Here is a 17,281-nt window from a genome sequence, read left to right as displayed (position 1 = left end):
CCATGCCGGTGATCCAGTCGCAACTCGATCCCCACAGCGAACAGTACGCCCGCCATCGCGCGGCCATGCTGGGCGCAGTCGAGCAGGTCCGCAACCTTGAACAGAACCTGCTGGACAAGGCCGCCGACGCCAGGCCCAGGTTCGAAAAACGCGGTCAATTGCTGCCCCGTGACCGCCTCAACCTGTTGCTCGACCCTGGCGCACCGTTTCTCGAACTGGCGAGCCTGGCCGGCTACAAGCTGCACGATGACAAGGACGGCAGTTCGGCCGGCGGCGGCTTGATCGCCGGGATCGGCTACGTGTCGGGTGTGCGGGTGCTGGTGGTGGCGAACAACAGTGCGATCAAGGGCGGCACCATTTCCCCCTCGGGCCTGAAAAAATCCCTGCGCCTGCAACAGATCGCCATGGAAAACAAACTGCCGGTGATTACCCTCGCCGAGAGCGGCGGCGCCAACCTCAATTATGCGGCGGAGATTTTCGTCGAAGGCGCGCGCACCTTTGCCAACCAGGCACGGATGTCGGCCATGGGCCTGCCGCAAATTACCGTGGTCCATGGCTCGGCGACGGCCGGCGGCGCCTACCAGCCGGGGCTGTCGGACTATGTGGTGGTGGTACGCGGCAAGGCCAAGCTGTTCCTGGCCGGCCCACCGCTGTTGAAAGCGGCCACCGGCGAAGTCGCCACTGACGAGGAACTGGGTGGCGCCGAGATGCACGCGCAAACCGCCGGCACCGCCGAATACCTGGCAGAGAACGATGCCGACGGCGTTCGACAAGTGCGCGAGATCGTCAGCCTGCTGCCCTGGAACACGCGCTTGCCGGTGTTGCCAGCCAGGCAATGGCAGGAGCCGCTGTACCCCATCGACGAATTGCTCGGCTTGATCCCCGATGATCCGAAAAAGCCCTACGACGTGCGCGAAATCATCGCCCGAATCGCCGACGGCTCTAACTTCCTGGAGTTCAAGGCCGAGTTCGATCAGCAGACCGTTTGCGGTCAATTGAAAATCAACGGGCACGCCTGCGGGTTCATCGGCAACAACGGTCCGATCACGCCCAAGGGTGCGAGCAAGGCGGCGCAGTTCATTCAGCTGTGCGACCAGAGCCAGACGCCGCTGCTGTTTTTCCACAACACCACGGGGTTCATGGTCGGCACCGAATCGGAGCAGCAAGGGGTGATCAAGCACGGCGCCAAGATGATCCAGGCCGTGGCCAATGCGCGGGTGGCGAAACTGACCATCGTCGTGGGCGGCTCCTATGGCGCCGGCAACTACGCAATGTGCGGCCGTGGCCTGGACCCGCGCTTCATCTTCGCCTGGCCCAACAGCCGCACCGCCGTGATGGGCGGCGCCCAGGCGGGCAAAGTGCTGCGCATCGTCACCGAGGCCAAGCAGGCCAAGGAGGGCCTGGTGCCTGACCCGAAAATGCTCGATATGCTCGAACAGGTCACCGCACAGAAACTCGACAGCCAGTCCACGGCGCTCTATGGCAGCGCCAATCTGTGGGACGACGGGCTGATCGATCCAAGGGATACCCGGACCCTGCTCGGTTACTTACTCGATATCTGTCAGGAGGCCGAGGTGCGGCCGCTGCAAGCCAACAGTTTTGGTGTAGCCCGGTGATCGTTCCCACGCTCCGCGTGGGAACGCAGCCAGGGACGCGCGGCGTCCCGATCAGCGATCAGATTCGTCAGGAGAACAATAAAAATGATCTTCACCCAGGAACACGAAGCACTGCGTCGCACCGTTCGCCAATTCGTCGACCACGAGATCAATCCGCACGTAGAGGAATGGGAAAAGGCCGGGCGTTTTCCGATCCACGAGATCTTTCGCAAGGCCGGCGACCTGGGCCTGCTGGGCATTTCCAAACCGGAAAAGTTCGGCGGCATGGGCCTGGACTACAGCTATTCGATCGTCGCCGCCGAAGAGTTCGGCACCATTCATTGCGGCGGGATTCCCATGTCGATCGGCGTGCAGACCGACATGTGCACCCCGGCCCTTGCCCGCTTCGGCTCCGATGAGCTGCGCGATGAGTTCCTGCGCCCGGCCATCAGCGGCGAGCAAGTCGGCTGTATCGGCGTCTCCGAAGTCGGCGCCGGCTCCGACGTGGCCGGCTTGAAAACCAGCGCGCGCAAGGACGGCGACGATTACGTGATCAACGGCAGCAAGATGTGGATCACCAACTCGCCGAGCGCCGACTTCATCTGCCTGCTGGCCAACACCTCGGACGACAAACCGCACATCAACAAATCGCTGATCATGGTGCCGATGAACAGCCCCGGCATCAGCCTCAGCTCGCACCTGGACAAACTGGGCATGCGCAGCTCGGAAACCGCCCAGGTGTTTTTCGACAATGTACGGGTGCCACAGCGCAACCGCATCGGCCATGAAGGCGCGGGGTTCATGATGCAGATGCTGCAGTTCCAGGAGGAACGCCTGTTCGGTGCGGCCAACATGATCAAGGGGCTGGAGTATTGCGTCGACAGCACCATCGAATATTGCAAGGAGCGCAAGACCTTCGGCAGTGCGTTGATCGACAACCAGGTCATTCACTTTCGCCTGGCCGAACTGCAAACCGAGATCGAATGCCTGCGGGCGCTGGTCTATCAAGCCACCGAGCAATACATCAAGGGCCAGGACGTCACGCGCCTGGCGTCCATGGCCAAGCTCAAGGCCGGTCGCCTGGGCCGCGAGGTCAGCGACAGCTGCCTGCAATATTGGGGCGGCATGGGCTTCATGTGGGACAACCCGGTGGCCCGCGCCTACCGCGATGTGCGCCTGGTGTCGATCGGCGGCGGCGCGGACGAAATCATGCTGGGGATCATCTGCAAGCTCATGGGCATCCTGCCGGGGAAAAAGAAATGAGTACCCTGCCGATTTGCCAGACCCTGCTGCTCGAACTGCACAACGCTGTGCTGCACATCACGCTCAATCGACCCGACAGTCGCAACGCCATGAGCTTGCAAATGGTCAGCGAGCTGCGTGCGGTGCTGGCGGCGGTGCACGATGACCGGGCAATTCGGGCCTTGGTGATCGGCGGTGCCGGCGGACACTTCTGTGCCGGCGGCGACATCAAGGACATGGCCAACGCGCGTGCCCAGGGCCCAGGCGCGCACCGCGATCTGAATCGGCTGTTCGGTGCGTTGCTGCAAGAGGTGCAGCATGCGCCGCAAGTGGTGATCACGGTATTGCAAGGCGCGGTGCTCGGCGGTGGCTTCGGTTTGGCTTGTGTCAGCGACATTGCCCTGGCCGATCACCAGGCGCAGTTCGGCCTGCCGGAAACCAGCCTCGGCCTGTTGCCAGCGCAGATCGCGCCGTTCGTGGTCCAGCGCATCGGCCTGACCCAGGCACGCCGGCTGGCCCTGACGGCGGCACGTTTCGACGGCACCCAGGCGCGGCGGATGGGGCTGGTGCATTTTGTCGAGCACGATGCCCAGGCGTTGGCCGAGCGGCTCGATGAGGTGCTGGCCCATGTGTTGTGTTGTGCGCCGGGGGCGAATGCGGCGACCAAAAAACTGTTGCTGGCCAGTGTGGGCCAGCCGTCGGATGAGCTGCTGGATCAGGCGGCCGAGTGGTTCAGCGAAGCGGTGACCGGGGCTGAAGGCGTCGAGGGAACCCTGGCCTTCGTGCAAAAGCGCAAGCCGGGGTGGGCCCCTTAAAAGCTTCGCTGGCAAGCCAGCTCCTACAAGGGTCTGCGTCGACCACTCATCCCCTGTAGGAGCTGGCTTGCCAGCGAAGAGGCCCTCACATTCACCGCAAAAACCCAGGGAATAGAACATGCCCGGATTCAGCAAGATCCTGATCGCCAACCGCGGTGAAATCGCCTGCCGCATCCAGCGCACCGCCCAGGTCCTGGGCTACCGCACCGTCGCCGTCTTCAGCGATGCCGACGCCGACGCCCTGCACGTGCACATGGCCGACGAAGCGGTAAACATCGGCCCGGCCCCGGTGCAACAGTCCTACCTGAACATCCCGGCGATCATCGACGCGGCCCGACGTACCGGGGCCGACGCCATCCATCCGGGCTACGGTTTCCTCTCGGAAAATGCCGGTTTCGCCCGCGCCTGCCAGGACGCCGGCATCACCTTCATCGGGCCCAGCCCCGAAGCCATCGAACTGATGGGCAGCAAACGGCTGTCGAAACTCGCCATGCTCGACGCCGGTGTGCCCTGCATCAACGGCTATCAGGGCGCCGAACAGGACGACGCGACGCTCAGCCGCGAAGCCGAACGCATCGGCTACCCGCTGATGATCAAGGCCAGTGCCGGCGGCGGTGGACGTGGCATGCGCCTGGTGCACGATGCCGGCGAGTTGCTGGCGCAGATCCGCACCGCACGCTCAGAAGCCCTGCATGGATTCGGCAGCGATGAACTGATCCTCGAACAGGCATTGATCGACCCGCGTCACGTCGAGGTGCAACTGTTCGGCGATCACCAAGGCAACCTCATCTACCTGGGCGAACGCGACTGTTCCATCCAGCGCCGCCATCAGAAAGTCATCGAGGAAGCGCCCTGCCCGATCATGACCGCCGAGCTGCGCCAGGCCATGGGCGAAGCGGCGCTCAAGGCCGGTCGTGCGGTGAACTACGTCGGCGCCGGTACCGTGGAATTCCTCCTCGATGCCCGCGGACAGTTCTATTTCCTGGAAATGAACACCCGGCTGCAGGTGGAACACCCGGTCACCGAACTGATCACCGGGCTGGATCTGGTGGCCTGGCAACTGCACGTGGCCGAAGGTCTGCCGCTTGCGTTGCGCCAGGAGCAGGTGCTAATCAGCGGTCACGCCATGGAAGTGCGCTTGTACGCCGAAGACCCGGCCCAGGGCTTTGTTCCGCAAACCGGGCGCATCGCCTCCTGGGAACCGGCGCTGCAGAGCGGCGTACGCATCGACCATGGGCTGACGCAAGGGCAGCACGTCAGCCCGTTCTACGATTCGATGCTGGGCAAGATCATCGCCCACGGCGCGACCCGTGAAGAAGCCCGACGCAAGCTGCTGCGCGCGGTGCAGGACAGCGTCCTGTTGGGCCTGCCAAGCAATCAGCAGTTGCTGGCGGGCCTGCTGCAACATCCGCAGTTCATCAGTGGCGAATTCAGCACCGGGTTCATTGCGACCCATTTCGCCGACCATGCCTGCCTGCAGGCCCATGTACCCAGCGCCGAAACGCTGGCGATTGCGGCGGCGCTGTTCTATCACGGGTCGGCACGGATTCATCCGGCCGCGCTGGCCGGTTGGCGCAACAACGCCAGTGTGCCGCTGCACTACCGCATCGGCCTGGAGGGTCAGGACTGGCCCGTGCAACTCAACACGGTGCCAGGGCAACCGTACCGGATTCAAGTCGCCACACAGATGCTCAACCTGAACGTCATCGAGTGCGATGGTCGCTGGGCCACCCTGGAAATCGACGGCATCCGCCAACGTCATGCCTACCGTCTCGAAGCCGGACGACTCTGGCTATTCACCCGCCCCGGCAGCCTGCAACTGGTGGATCGCACTCAAGCACCGGTTCGCAGCCAGGCCAACGTCAGCTGCGGCACCCTCAAGGCGCCCATGGACGGTGCGGTCATCGACGTGCTGGTCAGTGAAGGCAGCAAGGTCAGCAAAGGCCAATTGCTGGTGGTGCTGGAGGCGATGAAAATGGAACACCCGCTCAAGGCAGGCATCGACGGCGTGCTCAAGCGCTTGCAGGTACAAATCGGCGATCAGGTGAAAAACCGTCAGATTTTGTTGGAGGTCGAATAAGTCGCTAGGCGTAACTGTCGGGTTTGGCTACGCTCAAGCCCTATCAGCACGCGGATACCGGGAACCCTGCGATGCCTCACTGGTTGGTCATTGATCTGGAAGCCACCACCGATGAGGGTGGTTGGCCCATAACGGAAATGGAAATCATCGAAATCGGTGCCACCCTGGTGGATCGCAAAGGCCGCGAGCTGGATTACTTCCAGCGTTTCGTGCGCCCGTTGCGCCGCCCCCTGTTGACGCCGTTTTGCCGGGAGCTGACGCACATCACCCAGGCCAACATCGATGCCGCACAGCCCCTGGGCGAGGTCTGGCCATTATTCGAACGCTGGTTGGGCCAGCACCACTCACGGCTTGAAGGCTGGGTCAGCTGGGGCGACTACGATCGCAAACAGTTGCTCCAGGAATGGCAGCGCCTGCCCTTCGACAGCGTTTTGAGCAACGTGCCGCACATGAACCTCAAACAGCGCTTTGCCAAGGCCCGGCGCCTGGAACGACCGCTGGGGCTCAACGGCGCCCTGCAGCTGGCGGGGCTGCAGTTCACCGGCCAGCAACACCGGGCGCTGGAAGACGCGCGCAATACCGCACGCCTGTTGCCCCTTGTCCTGCCGCTCTAGAGAGGTGACTCGGCCTTGGGCCTTGTGCATACTGGCCGGCCCTTTTAAGCCCTTTTCGAGGAATCGCCCATGTTTAAAGTCAACGAGTACTTCGACGGCACCGTCAAGTCGATCGCCTTTGGCACTGCCGAAGGTCCAGCGACCATCGGCGTCATGGCCCCGGGCGAATACGAATTCGGCACCAGCCAGCGTGAAATCATGCACGTGGTATCCGGCGCCCTGACCGTCAAGCTCCCGGACAGCACCGATTGGGAAACCTTCGCTGCCGGCAGCCAGTTCAACGTGCCTGCCAACAGCAAGTTCCAGCTCAAAGTGGCCGTCGACACGGCCTACCTGTGCGAATACCGCGGCTAAAACCCCGGGTTTACCGCGAAAAAAATGCCCGTGTCCATCGACACGGGCATTTTTCATTGAAGGGCGTTTATTCGAGAACGGTAACCGGCATGCCGACTTCGAGCCAGCCATTACCGTCGTTGACCAGGTTCTGCCCGAACATCGCGCCATTGGCTTCGGTACGGTACTTCTGCAACGTGGCAAAGGGTTCGCGGTCAGCGCTACGCTCGCCGGTTTGCGGATCGACGGTAGTCATGATGCAGCGTGAACAGGGCTTGACCACGCGGAACTCGACATCGCCAATGCGCAGGCGCTTCCAGCCATCCTCGGCATACGCCTCGCAGCCCTCGATCACCAGGTTTGGCCGGAAACGCAGCATTTCCAGCGGGCGGCCGACGCGTTGCGACAGGTCTTCCAGCGACGCCTGGCCAATCAGCAACAGCGGGTAGCCATCGGCGAAGGCCACCTGATCGTCGTCCTTGCCATAACCCGATTCGGTGATCCGTGCACGATCCAGCGGCACCTGCACCAGGCGCGTCGGCTTGCCGATGAACCGACTGACCCAGGCACCCGCCGCGTCGCCGGCATCGGGTACGCGCAAGCTGTCACGCCAGATCGTCACGCCACGCAATTGAGCGTCACTGGCGGGCAAGGCGACCTCGATCGGCGAATGGCCGGGGGCGTCGAGGGTCAAGCCACCTTCGGCATTCCACAACGCCGACAGCTGGCTCATCTGCGCCACTGCGCGCTGAGTCAGGAAACGCCCACTGGCTTCATCCACCAGCATCCAGCGTCGATCACCGTCCAGGCCCAGCTTGTCGAGGCCGACCTGCTGCAGGATCTCGCCTTTGCCGGATTTCAACGGATAACGATACAGCGCGCTCAGACGCAACATGACCAACTCCCTGATGGACAAAAACGCCACCCTATACGAGCTTGATCAGCGAATCAAAGGTCGCCGCATTGCCACGATGGCGGCCCGACAGCCGCCCCATCTATCGCGGCCATACCCGATCCACTGTAGGAGCTGGCTTGCCAGCGAAGGACGTCAACGATGACGCGCGCTGTTTAGTAACCGCGTTGTCCAGAGGCCAGCTGTCAGGCCGGCACCACATCCCGCACCAAACGCTGACGCACCACATCAACCAACTTGTCCGGCTGAAACTTGGAAAGAAAGTCGTCACAGCCAACCTTCTTCACCATTGACTCGTTGAAGCTGCCGGACAGGGACGTGTGCAGCACCACATAAAGGCCACGCAGCCGCGGATCGTTGCGGATTTCGGTGGTCAGGCGATAGCCGTCCATTTCCGGCATTTCCGCGTCGGTGAATACCATCAGCAGTTTGTCGGTCATGTTGACGCCTGTGTCCGCCCAGGCCTTGAGCATGTTCAGTGCCTTCAAGCCATCGCTGGCGATGTGCATCTTCACGCCCAGTTGCCCCAGGGTATCGCGCAACTGCGCCAGCGCCACATTTGAGTCGTCCACCAGCAGCACTTCGCGGCCACGGGCGCGTTCCAGCACCGGATCTTCGAGTTTTTCCCGGGAGACCCTGGCGTTGTAAGGCACGATTTCGGCGAGGACTTTCTCGACGTCGATGATCTCCACCAACTGATCATCCACCTTGCTGATAGCGGTCAGGTAATGTTGCCGACCGGCGCTGCTCGGCGGCGGCAGGATTGCCTCCCAGTTCATGTTGACGATACGGTCCACGCCCCCGACCAGGAAGGCCTGGACCGAGCGGTTGTACTCGGTGACGATGATCGTGCTGCCAGGGCCTGGCACCAGCGGACGCATGCCGATAGCCTGGGACAGGTCGATGACCGGCAGGGTCTGGCCGCGCAGATTGACCACGCCGCACACGAAGGGGTGGCGCTGGGGCATCAGGGTCAACTTCGGCAGTTGCAGGACTTCCTGCACTTTGAACACGTTGATCGCGAACAATTGCCGCCCGGCAAGGCGGAACATGAGAATTTCCAGGCGATTCTCACCCACAAGTTGCGTACGCTGGTCTACCGTATCGAGAATGCCGGCCATCAATCACTCCTGGGCTTGTTCGGATGAATTCACTGGATAGAGGGGTATCGGCTGCTATTGCCGGACCTTGACCCCTTGGCAAATGCCACGCCCGGGCATTGATGTCAAATTAACATCATGCTTTACTGGCCTTGTCATTTCATCCGCTGCATTCTTCTCGCCGCGACCGTAGTTTGCGCAGTTGGTTCCCCACCGTAAGGGATTCCCCTAGCAACAATCAGGTGCAACCTGATATTCGCACTATCCAATAGCCATTAATGTGATGCCATTCTCATTGCATGAATGGAGTCGGGCATTTGTCTGCGATTGCAAACCAGTGGCCCAACGCCCTTTCAAGCGTTCAGCCCACCCTTGAGCCGTACAGACGAACTCAAGACAACAGGTATGGATCGTCCTCGTCGACACACATGACACCCTCCTCATTTGACATGACGTTGTGGAGATAAGCATGCCGAACAATCGTAACGAGTGGGCCCAGCGTATTCCGGAGTTTCTCGTCGAGGCTGAAACATTGCTGGCCAGGACCGAAGAATGCCTGAGTCATCTGCAATTGATCAGCAATGACCCGGACGCCATAGACTGCATGCTCAGCACCCTGCTCAAACTGGCCTGCAAGGCGGATGCTCTTGCCCTCGCGGCCGTGTCAGAGTTTTCATTACACATTCATGGCCTGCTCAGTCACGCCCACATCCACATGGAACTGCACGATGAGGCCCTGGATGCGCTCAAGAACTGCCTGACACTGATCGCCTGGCAGCTTGAACTGATTGACCAGAAAACCGGTCAGCTGAGCCTCGATGAAACTGAACAGACCTCCCTGATCGAAGCCTTCGCGTTCCAGGTCGGCCAGAGTCAATTTCGCCCCCCGGTTAACTCCAGGCCGTACACACTCGTTTCTTATTCGCAGCGTCAGGCTTAACTTTGCGCAAGTAGACGTCAGCTGCGGATATGCCTGCCGCGCAAAATTCCTGTCGCAATTGACTACTTCATATCTACCAGCGACACCTCAATACAAGTTACTTTGACTTGTACAACGTGTTCACCTGCCTGAGCCGATTTTGTCTGAGTGTAACGACACGGATAATCGAAACCTTGACGCCGTTATCTAAGGTTCATGCCCGCTATTTCTTGACCTTCCGGACATTTAGCACAGGCGCGACCAATGGTTTGCGAAGTGGTATTATGCCGCCGATTAGTTGACGTCAATTAACGACAACGCGATTGCATACAACTCAGCTAACAATTTTCAGGTTTGATTTCTTATACAAGACCCCGGTTTTTCTTATACAAAAACCGTTGAAGTCGAAGCTGACATAAAAAATCATTGATCTGTCAGCGAACATGACCGATCAGCCCGCAGCGAACATCCATTGGCTCCATCTGCTATGTACGCCAGCCTCAAGTCAATCGCCCAGTGGCCACCCTCCCAGGAAAACGCGCGCCGGTTCACGTTGTTGCTATGCGGCGTCTCGACACTCGGCAGCCTGTTGGTCTACGGCCTGTCCACGCCCTTGCCGCTGGGTCTGCTGGTGTTGGATATTGCCGCCCTGGGCTGCGTCTGGATGCAGTACCGCCTGTCACGCAAGTCGATCAAGTTCCAACCTCAGGAGCTGGCCGAGCGGTTGCTGCAAGTCCAGGAAAACGAACGTCACCGCCTCAGTCGAGAATTGCACGACGACATTGGCCAGCTACTGACCGCGGCAAAACTGCAGAGTGACTGGCTCAAGCGCAGGATGCCCGAAGACCTCCAGGGGCAATGCTCGGTGCTGTGCGACACGCTGGAGGAGACCCTCGCCAAGGTTCGCGATGTATCGGCCATCCTCAACCCCCGACAACTGGCCAGCCTTGGGCTGGAAGCCAGCCTGCGGGCGCATCTGCTCAAGACGCTGAGCAACACCCCGGTGCACTGGAGCCTGGAGTGCCATCAACGACTGACCGGCATTCCCGAAGAAATGGCAGTGGCGGCCTTTCGCATCACCCAGGAGGCCGTCACCAACATGCTGCGCCATGCCGAAGCGCAAAACCTGCTTGTATCCCTGCAGCGTACGCCCCAGGGACTGGCATTGATGATCAGTGACGATGGCCAGGGTTTCGTACCCGCCACCGACCCGGGGCGTGAAGGACAACGCGGCATGGCCGGGATGACGGAACGGATCAAGCAGTTGGGCGGCACGCTGACCGTGACCAGCGAGCCCGGCAAAGGCACCCAAATCGAAGCCCTCTTCCCATGGGCGCCTCGCGCGTTCGAACGGGCCAGTACGAATAAGGTTATGCATTGACTTGTAACTTGCTTCTGGTGGATGACCACTCGCTGATCAGGGCTGGCGTGCGCGCTCTGGTGCTGGATCTTCCTGGCTACGCGGTAATCGGCGAGGCCAACGATGGCTCGCAGCTGCTCGAAATGGTCCAGCGTCTGTCCCCGGATATCGTGCTGCTCGATATCTCCATGAAGCAGACCGGTGGCCTCGAAGCCTTGCAACAGCTAAAGCGGGTTCGCCCGCAGAGCAAGGTCCTGATCCTGTCGATGCACACCGACCCGGCGCTCATCATGCAAGCCCTGGAATCGGGGGCCCATGGGTATCTGCTCAAGGACACCACGGCCACCGAACTGGAACACGCGCTGGAGGCCTTGCGTAACAATGAGCGCTACCTGAGCCCGGCCATCGCCCATACCGTGATCACCCAGGCATTGACCCGAACCCAGAAACACCAGGCGGACCCGACAGATTCGCACAACCTGACTGCGCGTCAGCTCGAAATCCTGCGGCTGATCGTGCGTGGCAAATCCACCCGGGAAATCGCCAACGGCCTGGGCCTGAGCGTCAAGACCGTTGAAACCCATCGCTCGCAAGTCATGAAGCGCTTGCAGATCTTTGACGTGGCCGGCCTGGTCTTGTTCGCCGTACGAGAACAGATCATCAGTCTTGACGACTGACAGCCTCGGTCCCGCTCAACAAGGGTGACTGCTCGGGCAAATGCACCCACAGCGCTGCCGGACGAGCCGAGAAACGCAGGCTGTCACCCTCGAGCGGTTCTCCATCGAGGTTGATGTAAAGGCCCTCCGAGGCTTTGATCTCAACCCATGGCAGACGCGCCCGAACGAACATGTTGTCGATTCCGAAGCCATCGGCCAGCAGGTCCTTTAAGGTGCCCAGCAGCTCCTGCGGGGCCGGCAGAATGCTGATGTCGAGCAGCCCGTCGTCAGCCAGGGCCTGCGGGCAGAGCTCATGCCCACCGCCAGCCTGCCGGCCGTTACCGATCCCCAAAGCCAGCAACTCGCCACTCCAGTGGAAATCGGGCCCCTGCAACTCTCCGTATGCCGCATGCAACTCACTGAATCGCGACAAGCCGGTGAACAGATACGCCGCACCACCCAGGACTTTCTTCAATTCTTCGGAGGTATTGGCCGTGACCTGACTGCCAAAACCACCGGTAGCCATATTCAAGAACACCTGCCCGCCAACTTCGCCTAGATCAATGGCGCTAGGTGCAACGTCCAGAAGCGCCAGTGCTTGATCCGGCTCCAGTGGAACGCCGGCAGCCCGGGCAAAATCGTTGGCAGTGCCCAGCGGCATCAGCACCAGGCTGGCCTGCTGCGACTGACCGGCCATGGCTTCAGCAATATCACGCAAGGTGCCGTCGCCACCACCGGCAATGATCTGCCGATAACCCGCCTGCAGCGCTTCGCCCACCAGCCGTTGCGCATCCCCGGCTTCCCAGGTCAACCGAACGGCCAGCTCCCAGCCTTGTTCACGCTTGCCCTCGACGGCGGCCCGAACCTCGTCGTTGAGCGCCTGCTTGCCATGCAAAATCAACAGCGCCTTGCGTTCGCTCATTGTCGTCACTCCCATTATTGAATGGCCTATGGGATATGTGACCTTCCCACGCTCCTGAAAAGTCGCAAAAAACTGAATTATTTACAGTGGAGTCAAATAAGGAGAATTTTCTTACAAAACGTGAGGAATTGGCTCAATTGACCAGAAAAGGCGATTGGTACACTTTTGTGTCAGCGGTTTTCAGTCATCAGCAGGACAGACACAAGGATGTGCAATGCAACCCCATGACATCAGGTCACCGGTGATTCCGGTGGTGCCGCTCGCAACGAAACGGGCCAATCATCAAGCTGAAATCGTCAGCAGAGCACAATCCAGCGGAGAAGTTGATATGCAACCTCGCGTCAACGAGCTTGAGACACACCTCGAAACCCTGCGAGGCGAACTGAAAAAGATTCGCAGTGACATCAGGTCCATCAGGCACAGGCTTGCCTATTCGGCGATCGGTACAGCCGTTGTCCTTGGGCTGCTGGGCTGGATCGCCAATAGCCGTTTCGACCAGGTCGTATCACTCCTGCTGGCTCACTGATGCGCCATGAATGCAAAACCCGGTTCAGTCGACCGGGCTTGCATTGACGCGCGGCGGCCAGAATCAGCTCAACACTTCGCTCAGCGGGATGAAGTAGACACTATCACCTGCCACCAGCGTTCGCTCCTCCATGACCTCGACCAGTCCATCGGCCCAGGCGGCGCTGCGCAGCACACCGGAACTCTGATTGTGGTAGATGATGGCCTGGCCGCTTTCCAGGCGACCGCGCAGGTACTCGCGTCGATTACCAGCCTTAGGCCAATCGAACCCTGCCGGCACTTGCACCTTCAGCGGCTCCACCTCCTGGACACCCAGGCGCCGCAGCAGATAAGGCCTTGCCAGCAAGGCAAAGGTCACCAGGGTCGAGGCTGGATTGCCCGGCAAGCCGATCACCGGCACACCACGAAAGTGGCCGAAGGTCAGGGGTTTACCGGGTTTGATGGCAAGCTTCCACAGCGCCAGCTCGCCCTCCTCCCTCAGGGCCATGCCCAGGAAGTCGGCCTCCCCCACCGATACGCCACCCGTCGAGAGGATCAGGTCGACATCCCCCAGCTCACCCAGGCGCATGCGCGTGGTGTCCAGGTTATCCGGCAGAATTCCGGCGTCGATCACCTCGCAACCCAGGCGCTGCAACCAGCTGCAGAGCAACACTCTGTTGCTGTTGTAGATCTGCCCCGGCCCCAGAGGCTGCCCCGGTTCGATCAATTCATCCCCTGTCGACAGCACCGCCACGCGAACCTTGCGGATCACATCCAGCTCGGCACATCCCAGTGAGGCTGCCAGGCCTTGTTCGATCGGCCCCAGCCGTGTGCCCGCCGGCAGGATCAGTTCGCCAACCGTGGTTTCCTGTCCTTGTGGACGAATGTTCTGCCCGATGACCAGGTTTTCGGTGAAACGTACACGTTCATCCGCCAGGACTTCGGCGTTCTCCTGCATCTCGACGCAATCGGCACCCGGCGGAACAGGGGCGCCGGTGAAGATTCGGGCACAAGTGCCTGGCGTCAACGCAGCAGGGGCCTGGCCGGCGAACACTTTCTGGCTGACGACCAGCGGCTCTGCGCTCCAGTCAGCTACGCGCAAGGCATAACCATCCATCGCGCTATTGGGCCAGGGCGGCAGATCGAGGGTGGACGGCAGATCGTCGGCCAGCACCCGGCCTTGGACCTGCGCCAACGGCAAACGCTCGCGCTCGACGATCCGCGAGGCATCCGCCATTTCCAGCAAGCGCGCCAAGGCCACCTCGACCGGCATCAGGCTGCCGGTCTTGCCCGGCTTACCCGCGGGATTCACAGGGTGCCGCCTGTTTCAGGTGAGTCACGAAATTGCACGGCCGATGGCGCGAATCCAGCTGCTCGCCAAGAATGCCGTCCCAGCCGGTTCGCACGGCATTGGTCGACCCTGGCAGGCAGCACACCAGCGTGCCGTTGGCGAGGCCGGCCAAGGCGCGGGACTGGACAGTCGATGTGCCGATGTCCGCCACCGATATCTGACGGAACAATTCGCCAAAACCATCGACTTGTTTGTCGAGCAGGCAACTCACCGCCTCCGGAGTACTGTCGCGACCGGTGAAACCGGTGCCGCCAGTGATCAGCACCACCTGCACGACCTCGTCGGCGATCCAGTTGGCAACTTGTGCGCGAATCTTGTAGAGATCATCTTTGAGCAAGACCCGGCATGCCAGGTTGTGTCCGGCAGCCGTCAGGCGGTCAACGAAGACCTGGCCTGAGGTATCGGTTTCCAGGGTACGGGTGTCGCTGACCGTCAGCACCGCGATGTTGAGCGGCGCGAAAGGTACATCAGCCTTGGCTTTCATAGGCTCGTCCAGTTGTAGGAGAAACAGCCCGGTGTTATATCACAGCGACCCCATTTTTCGCCGCCCCCATGGAGGCTTGCCATGACTTCGAACCCAGCGTTGCCACCCTGCTCCATTCTGCTCCTCGCAGGCGGCCGCGGCCAACGCATGGGCGGCCAGGACAAGGGATTGCTGGAATGGCATGGCGAACCGCTGATTGCCCATCTGCATCGCAAGACACGCGCGCTGAGCGATGACCTGATCGTCTCGTGCAACAGGAACCTGGAAAAGTACGCGCCTTACGCCGATCAATTGGTCCATGACGATGAAGGCAACTTTCCCGGACCACTGGCGGGCATTCGTGCCGGTCTCAACGCGGCCCGTCACACTCATCTGCTAGTCTTGCCTTGTGATGTCCCGCGCATAGACCAGGCTCTGCTCAGCAGCATGCGCGAAGCCGCCAGCCAGCATCCCGACAAACCCTTGATGCTGCGCCATGACGGCCACTGGGAACCGTTACTGTGCATTATTCCAGTGGCACTGCGCGCTGATTTCGAAACCGCCTGGAAGGAAGGTGAACGCAGCCCTGGTCGACTCATGCGCAAGCTGGGCGCTACTGCATTGCAGTGCCCCGACAACGATCCGCGCCTGGCCAACCTCAACACGCCTGAACTGTTAAGCATGCCGGACACTGTGTCAGACTGAATACCAAGGAACTTGCACGCGCTGTTTACGTCTCAAGCCCAGTAACCAAAAGAATTCATTTACGGAGACACTTCCATGACTCAACGGACCCTGGCCACTTTCATGCTCGCATTGGGCCTCGCTACCCTCGCCGGTTGCGCATCGCCTACCGTGATCACCTTGAATGACGGTCGCGAAATCCAGGCCGTCGACACGCCAAACTACGACGACGAATCGGGCTTCTACGAATTCGAACAACTGGATGGCAAGCAGACCCGCATCAACAAGGATCAGGTTCGTACCGTCAAAGAGTTGTAATCTTCGCGGTGACTACCGGATACACGAAAATGCCCCGACTTGTCGGGGCATTTTTTTGCCTGTGGAAAACCCAAGCTATGGGTTCGGCTCATTGTTCAGCTTATCCACCCGTGCCAGCGCCTGCGTGGCTTCGGTGATACATTTCTTGTCATCCTTGGCGGCCCGGGCCGCTTCAGCGCTGGCCTGCATCCGTTTGATTTCCATGGTGGTGTTTTCAGACGTGGCGGGCAGGCTGGTGACCTTGTCCTTGAGCTCCTGGAGCTTGATGGTGCACAGGTCATTGTCTGCGGCGAATACGGGAGAGGCCAGGATGGCGGTGCAAATCAACATTCCAGCGAAAACAATGCGTTTCATGAATATCTCCTTGCATGGGAGGTATCGAACGCCACAGGCGTGGCGCCTGATCAAAAGACTGCAGAGCTGGGCATAAATTCGATTTTTCTCCAGGCACCGCTCACCATTGCAACGTGATTGCGCTCTCGAACTCCCTGCCCTCTCCGGTCACCGGGTCCACGAACTTCAACCCCTGGGCCAGCAGTTTCAGCGGATTGGCATAGTCATCCGCCACGTCCTTGAGCACCTCGGGATAAAACGGGTCGTTGCAGATGCTGGCGCCCAGGGCGGTCATGTGCACCCGCAACTGATGCTTCTTGCCCGTCACCGGGTAAAGCCCATAGCGCCAGAGGTCGCCGTTCTTTTCCCGAACTTCCACAGCCGTCTCGGTGTTGCTGGCGCCCGGCCCTTCCTGCATGCGGAAGAAGGGCTCGCCATCGATCATTCGGCTTGTATGGACCAATGGAAAGTTCAGCTCGGGCAGTGCCGGGGCAATGGCTTCGTAGCGCTTTTCGATCTGCCGCGTTGGAAACAGCGACTGATACGCCGAACGGCTCTGCGGGTTGGCGGAAAACAGCACCAGTCCCGCCGTGTGTCGGTCAATGCGATGCAACGGCACCAGATGAGGGTTATCCAGACGACGGATAAGGCGGCGCAGCAAGGTCTGCTCGACGTATTCACCCGCCGGGGTCACGGGCAGGAAATGTGGCTTGTCAGCCACCACCAGATGTTCGTCCGCGTACAGGATCGACTCGACCACCGGGATCGGTTTTTCGTCCGGCACTTCGCGAAAATAGTGAATCCGCAAGCCTTCCTTGTAAGGCAGATCGAGGGCAATGGGTGCGCCCTGCCCATCAAGGACGCGGCCACGAGCGATTCTGTCCAGCCACTGTTCACGACCGATGGCGCTGAAGTGCTCGCACAGGCAATCGAAAACGGTCTGCCACGGGCCAGGCGGCAAGTACAACGTGCTGGCCTGGCTGTGTGCAGCAGAAAATGAAGAAGTGGACATACAAAAGCTCTTACCTGGAATGCAGAGCGGCATTATCCAACAGCGGCGCCAACGAACCTAGCGCAGA

At 60.6% G+C, this 17,281-nt stretch carries 19 protein-coding genes; 12 read left to right on the top strand and 7 right to left on the bottom strand.

From position 1 onward, the window contains the following. The first annotated feature begins 2 nt into the window (after positions 1-2). The 6 genes from atuC (at position 3) to ppnP (ending at position 6,700) form a co-directional block, all read left to right on the top strand. Positions 3-1,616: a geranyl-CoA carboxylase subunit beta gene (gene atuC, locus NQL71_RS19520; RefSeq protein ID WP_166618643.1), complete on the top strand. Its 1,614-nt coding sequence runs from the start codon at positions 3-5 to the stop codon at positions 1,614-1,616. A gap of 84 nt (positions 1,617-1,700) precedes the next feature. Next, positions 1,701-2,858, top strand: coding sequence for a citronellyl-CoA dehydrogenase (gene atuD / locus NQL71_RS19515; RefSeq protein WP_077185554.1), 1,158 nt, complete (start codon positions 1,701-1,703; stop codon positions 2,856-2,858). Beyond that, a complete protein-coding gene (locus tag NQL71_RS19510) occupies positions 2,855-3,652 on the top strand; it encodes an enoyl-CoA hydratase/isomerase family protein (protein WP_274643122.1) in 798 nt (265 codons plus the stop codon). Before atuD ends, NQL71_RS19510 begins: the two co-directional genes overlap by 4 nt. Before the next feature lie 118 nt (positions 3,653-3,770). Then, on the top strand, positions 3,771-5,732 hold the full coding sequence (locus NQL71_RS19505; protein WP_274643121.1) for an acetyl/propionyl/methylcrotonyl-CoA carboxylase subunit alpha: 1,962 nt from the start codon (positions 3,771-3,773) through the stop codon (positions 5,730-5,732). A gap of 71 nt (positions 5,733-5,803) precedes the next feature. Beyond that, positions 5,804-6,346, top strand: coding sequence for a 3'-5' exonuclease (locus NQL71_RS19500; protein ID WP_077185551.1), 543 nt, complete (start codon positions 5,804-5,806; stop codon positions 6,344-6,346). A gap of 69 nt (positions 6,347-6,415) precedes the next feature. After that, positions 6,416-6,700, top strand: coding sequence for a pyrimidine/purine nucleoside phosphorylase (ppnP, locus tag NQL71_RS19495; RefSeq protein WP_045058110.1), 285 nt, complete (start codon positions 6,416-6,418; stop codon positions 6,698-6,700). Positions 6,701-6,767: 67 nt separating this feature from the next. Here ppnP and NQL71_RS19490 read toward each other — a convergent pair whose 3' ends face one another. Beyond that, positions 6,768-7,574 (bottom strand): MOSC domain-containing protein, encoded by an 807-nt coding sequence (locus NQL71_RS19490; RefSeq protein WP_166618639.1) that lies wholly within the window; start codon positions 7,572-7,574, stop codon positions 6,768-6,770. A 203-nt stretch (positions 7,575-7,777) separates the two neighbouring features. Continuing rightward, on the bottom strand, positions 7,778-8,713 hold the full coding sequence (locus tag NQL71_RS19485; protein WP_274643120.1) for a chemotaxis protein CheV: 936 nt from the start codon (positions 8,711-8,713) through the stop codon (positions 7,778-7,780). A gap of 448 nt (positions 8,714-9,161) precedes the next feature. On the opposite strand from NQL71_RS19485, the gene NQL71_RS19480 reads away from it, so the two are divergent. The 3 genes from NQL71_RS19480 (at position 9,162) to NQL71_RS19470 (ending at position 11,648) form a co-directional block, all read left to right on the top strand. Further along, on the top strand, positions 9,162-9,632 hold the full coding sequence (locus tag NQL71_RS19480) for a hypothetical protein (RefSeq protein WP_046816118.1): 471 nt from the start codon (positions 9,162-9,164) through the stop codon (positions 9,630-9,632). 466 nt (positions 9,633-10,098) lie between these two features. Continuing rightward, the gene (locus NQL71_RS19475) at positions 10,099-10,992 is read left to right on the top strand and encodes a sensor histidine kinase (protein ID WP_166618649.1); all 894 of its coding nucleotides are present in this window, start codon (positions 10,099-10,101) and stop codon (positions 10,990-10,992) included. Continuing rightward, positions 10,989-11,648, top strand: a complete 660-nt coding sequence (locus tag NQL71_RS19470; protein WP_046816116.1) for a response regulator — start codon at positions 10,989-10,991, stop codon at positions 11,646-11,648. Before NQL71_RS19475 ends, NQL71_RS19470 begins: the two co-directional genes overlap by 4 nt. On the opposite strand, the gene yegS is transcribed toward NQL71_RS19470, so the two are convergent. After that, positions 11,632-12,549: a lipid kinase YegS gene (gene yegS / locus NQL71_RS19465; RefSeq protein ID WP_046816115.1), complete on the bottom strand. Its 918-nt coding sequence runs from the start codon at positions 12,547-12,549 to the stop codon at positions 11,632-11,634. The two genes, NQL71_RS19470 and yegS, sit on opposite strands and share 17 nt — an antisense overlap. 214 nt (positions 12,550-12,763) lie before the next feature. Here yegS and NQL71_RS19460 point away from each other — a divergent pair, with 214 nt between their 5' ends. Then, the gene (locus NQL71_RS19460) at positions 12,764-13,075 is read left to right on the top strand and encodes a hypothetical protein (protein ID WP_046816114.1); all 312 of its coding nucleotides are present in this window, start codon (positions 12,764-12,766) and stop codon (positions 13,073-13,075) included. A gap of 63 nt (positions 13,076-13,138) precedes the next feature. Here NQL71_RS19460 and NQL71_RS19455 read toward each other — a convergent pair whose 3' ends face one another. Together NQL71_RS19455 and moaB are read right to left on the bottom strand one after the other, a co-directional pair. Further along, positions 13,139-14,365 carry a molybdopterin molybdotransferase MoeA gene (locus NQL71_RS19455; RefSeq protein ID WP_274643119.1) on the bottom strand — a complete coding sequence of 409 codons (1,227 nt, stop codon included), beginning with the start codon at positions 14,363-14,365 and terminating at the stop codon, positions 13,139-13,141. Continuing rightward, positions 14,349-14,888, bottom strand: a complete 540-nt coding sequence (moaB, locus tag NQL71_RS19450; RefSeq protein ID WP_046816112.1) for a molybdenum cofactor biosynthesis protein B — start codon at positions 14,886-14,888, stop codon at positions 14,349-14,351. The genes NQL71_RS19455 and moaB overlap by 17 nt, the downstream gene beginning before the upstream one ends. Positions 14,889-14,969: 81 nt before the next feature. On the opposite strand from moaB, the gene mobA reads away from it, so the two are divergent. Together mobA and NQL71_RS19440 are read left to right on the top strand one after the other, a co-directional pair. Then, positions 14,970-15,572, top strand: coding sequence for a molybdenum cofactor guanylyltransferase MobA (mobA, locus tag NQL71_RS19445; RefSeq protein WP_274643118.1), 603 nt, complete (start codon positions 14,970-14,972; stop codon positions 15,570-15,572). A 75-nt stretch (positions 15,573-15,647) separates the two neighbouring features. Continuing rightward, complete coding sequence (locus tag NQL71_RS19440) at positions 15,648-15,869, top strand: YgdI/YgdR family lipoprotein (RefSeq protein ID WP_046816110.1); 222 nt, start codon at positions 15,648-15,650, stop codon at positions 15,867-15,869. Positions 15,870-15,944: 75 nt separating this feature from the next. On the opposite strand, the gene NQL71_RS19435 is transcribed toward NQL71_RS19440, so the two are convergent. Beyond that, positions 15,945-16,223 (bottom strand): PA2433 domain-containing protein, encoded by a 279-nt coding sequence (locus tag NQL71_RS19435; protein ID WP_046816109.1) that lies wholly within the window; start codon positions 16,221-16,223, stop codon positions 15,945-15,947. 100 nt (positions 16,224-16,323) lie between these two features. After that, the gene (locus NQL71_RS19430; protein ID WP_274643117.1) at positions 16,324-17,214 is read right to left on the bottom strand and encodes a pseudouridine synthase; all 891 of its coding nucleotides are present in this window, start codon (positions 17,212-17,214) and stop codon (positions 16,324-16,326) included. Positions 17,215-17,281: the final 67 nt, after the last annotated feature.

Origin of the sequence: Pseudomonas serbica (assembly GCF_028823535.1) — a bacterium.
GTDB lineage: Bacteria > Pseudomonadota > Gammaproteobacteria > Pseudomonadales > Pseudomonadaceae > Aquipseudomonas > Aquipseudomonas serbica.
This window is presented reverse-complemented; position numbering and strand designations above follow the sequence as displayed.

Excerpts from the sequence above, each read along its gene's own strand:
- atuC (WP_166618643.1), top strand. The coding sequence starts at position 3 with ATGCCGGTGATCCAGTCGCAACTCGATCCCCACAGCGAACAGTACGCC.
- atuD (WP_077185554.1), top strand. The coding sequence starts at position 1,701 with ATGATCTTCACCCAGGAACACGAAGCACTGCGTCGCACCGTTCGCCAA.
- NQL71_RS19510 (WP_274643122.1), top strand. The coding sequence starts at position 2,855 with ATGAGTACCCTGCCGATTTGCCAGACCCTGCTGCTCGAACTGCACAAC.
- NQL71_RS19505 (WP_274643121.1), top strand. The coding sequence starts at position 3,771 with ATGCCCGGATTCAGCAAGATCCTGATCGCCAACCGCGGTGAAATCGCC.
- NQL71_RS19500 (WP_077185551.1), top strand. The coding sequence starts at position 5,804 with ATGCCTCACTGGTTGGTCATTGATCTGGAAGCCACCACCGATGAGGGT.
- ppnP (WP_045058110.1), top strand. The coding sequence starts at position 6,416 with ATGTTTAAAGTCAACGAGTACTTCGACGGCACCGTCAAGTCGATCGCC.
- NQL71_RS19490 (WP_166618639.1), bottom strand. The coding sequence starts at position 7,574 with ATGTTGCGTCTGAGCGCGCTGTATCGTTATCCGTTGAAATCCGGCAAA.
- NQL71_RS19485 (WP_274643120.1), bottom strand. The coding sequence starts at position 8,713 with ATGGCCGGCATTCTCGATACGGTAGACCAGCGTACGCAACTTGTGGGT.
- NQL71_RS19480 (WP_046816118.1), top strand. The coding sequence starts at position 9,162 with ATGCCGAACAATCGTAACGAGTGGGCCCAGCGTATTCCGGAGTTTCTC.
- NQL71_RS19475 (WP_166618649.1), top strand. The coding sequence starts at position 10,099 with ATGTACGCCAGCCTCAAGTCAATCGCCCAGTGGCCACCCTCCCAGGAA.
- yegS (WP_046816115.1), bottom strand. The coding sequence starts at position 12,549 with ATGAGCGAACGCAAGGCGCTGTTGATTTTGCATGGCAAGCAGGCGCTC.
- NQL71_RS19460 (WP_046816114.1), top strand. The coding sequence starts at position 12,764 with ATGCAACCCCATGACATCAGGTCACCGGTGATTCCGGTGGTGCCGCTC.
- moaB (WP_046816112.1), bottom strand. The coding sequence starts at position 14,888 with ATGAAAGCCAAGGCTGATGTACCTTTCGCGCCGCTCAACATCGCGGTG.
- mobA (WP_274643118.1), top strand. The coding sequence starts at position 14,970 with ATGACTTCGAACCCAGCGTTGCCACCCTGCTCCATTCTGCTCCTCGCA.
- NQL71_RS19440 (WP_046816110.1), top strand. The coding sequence starts at position 15,648 with ATGACTCAACGGACCCTGGCCACTTTCATGCTCGCATTGGGCCTCGCT.
- NQL71_RS19435 (WP_046816109.1), bottom strand. The coding sequence starts at position 16,223 with ATGAAACGCATTGTTTTCGCTGGAATGTTGATTTGCACCGCCATCCTG.
- NQL71_RS19430 (WP_274643117.1), bottom strand. The coding sequence starts at position 17,214 with ATGTCCACTTCTTCATTTTCTGCTGCACACAGCCAGGCCAGCACGTTG.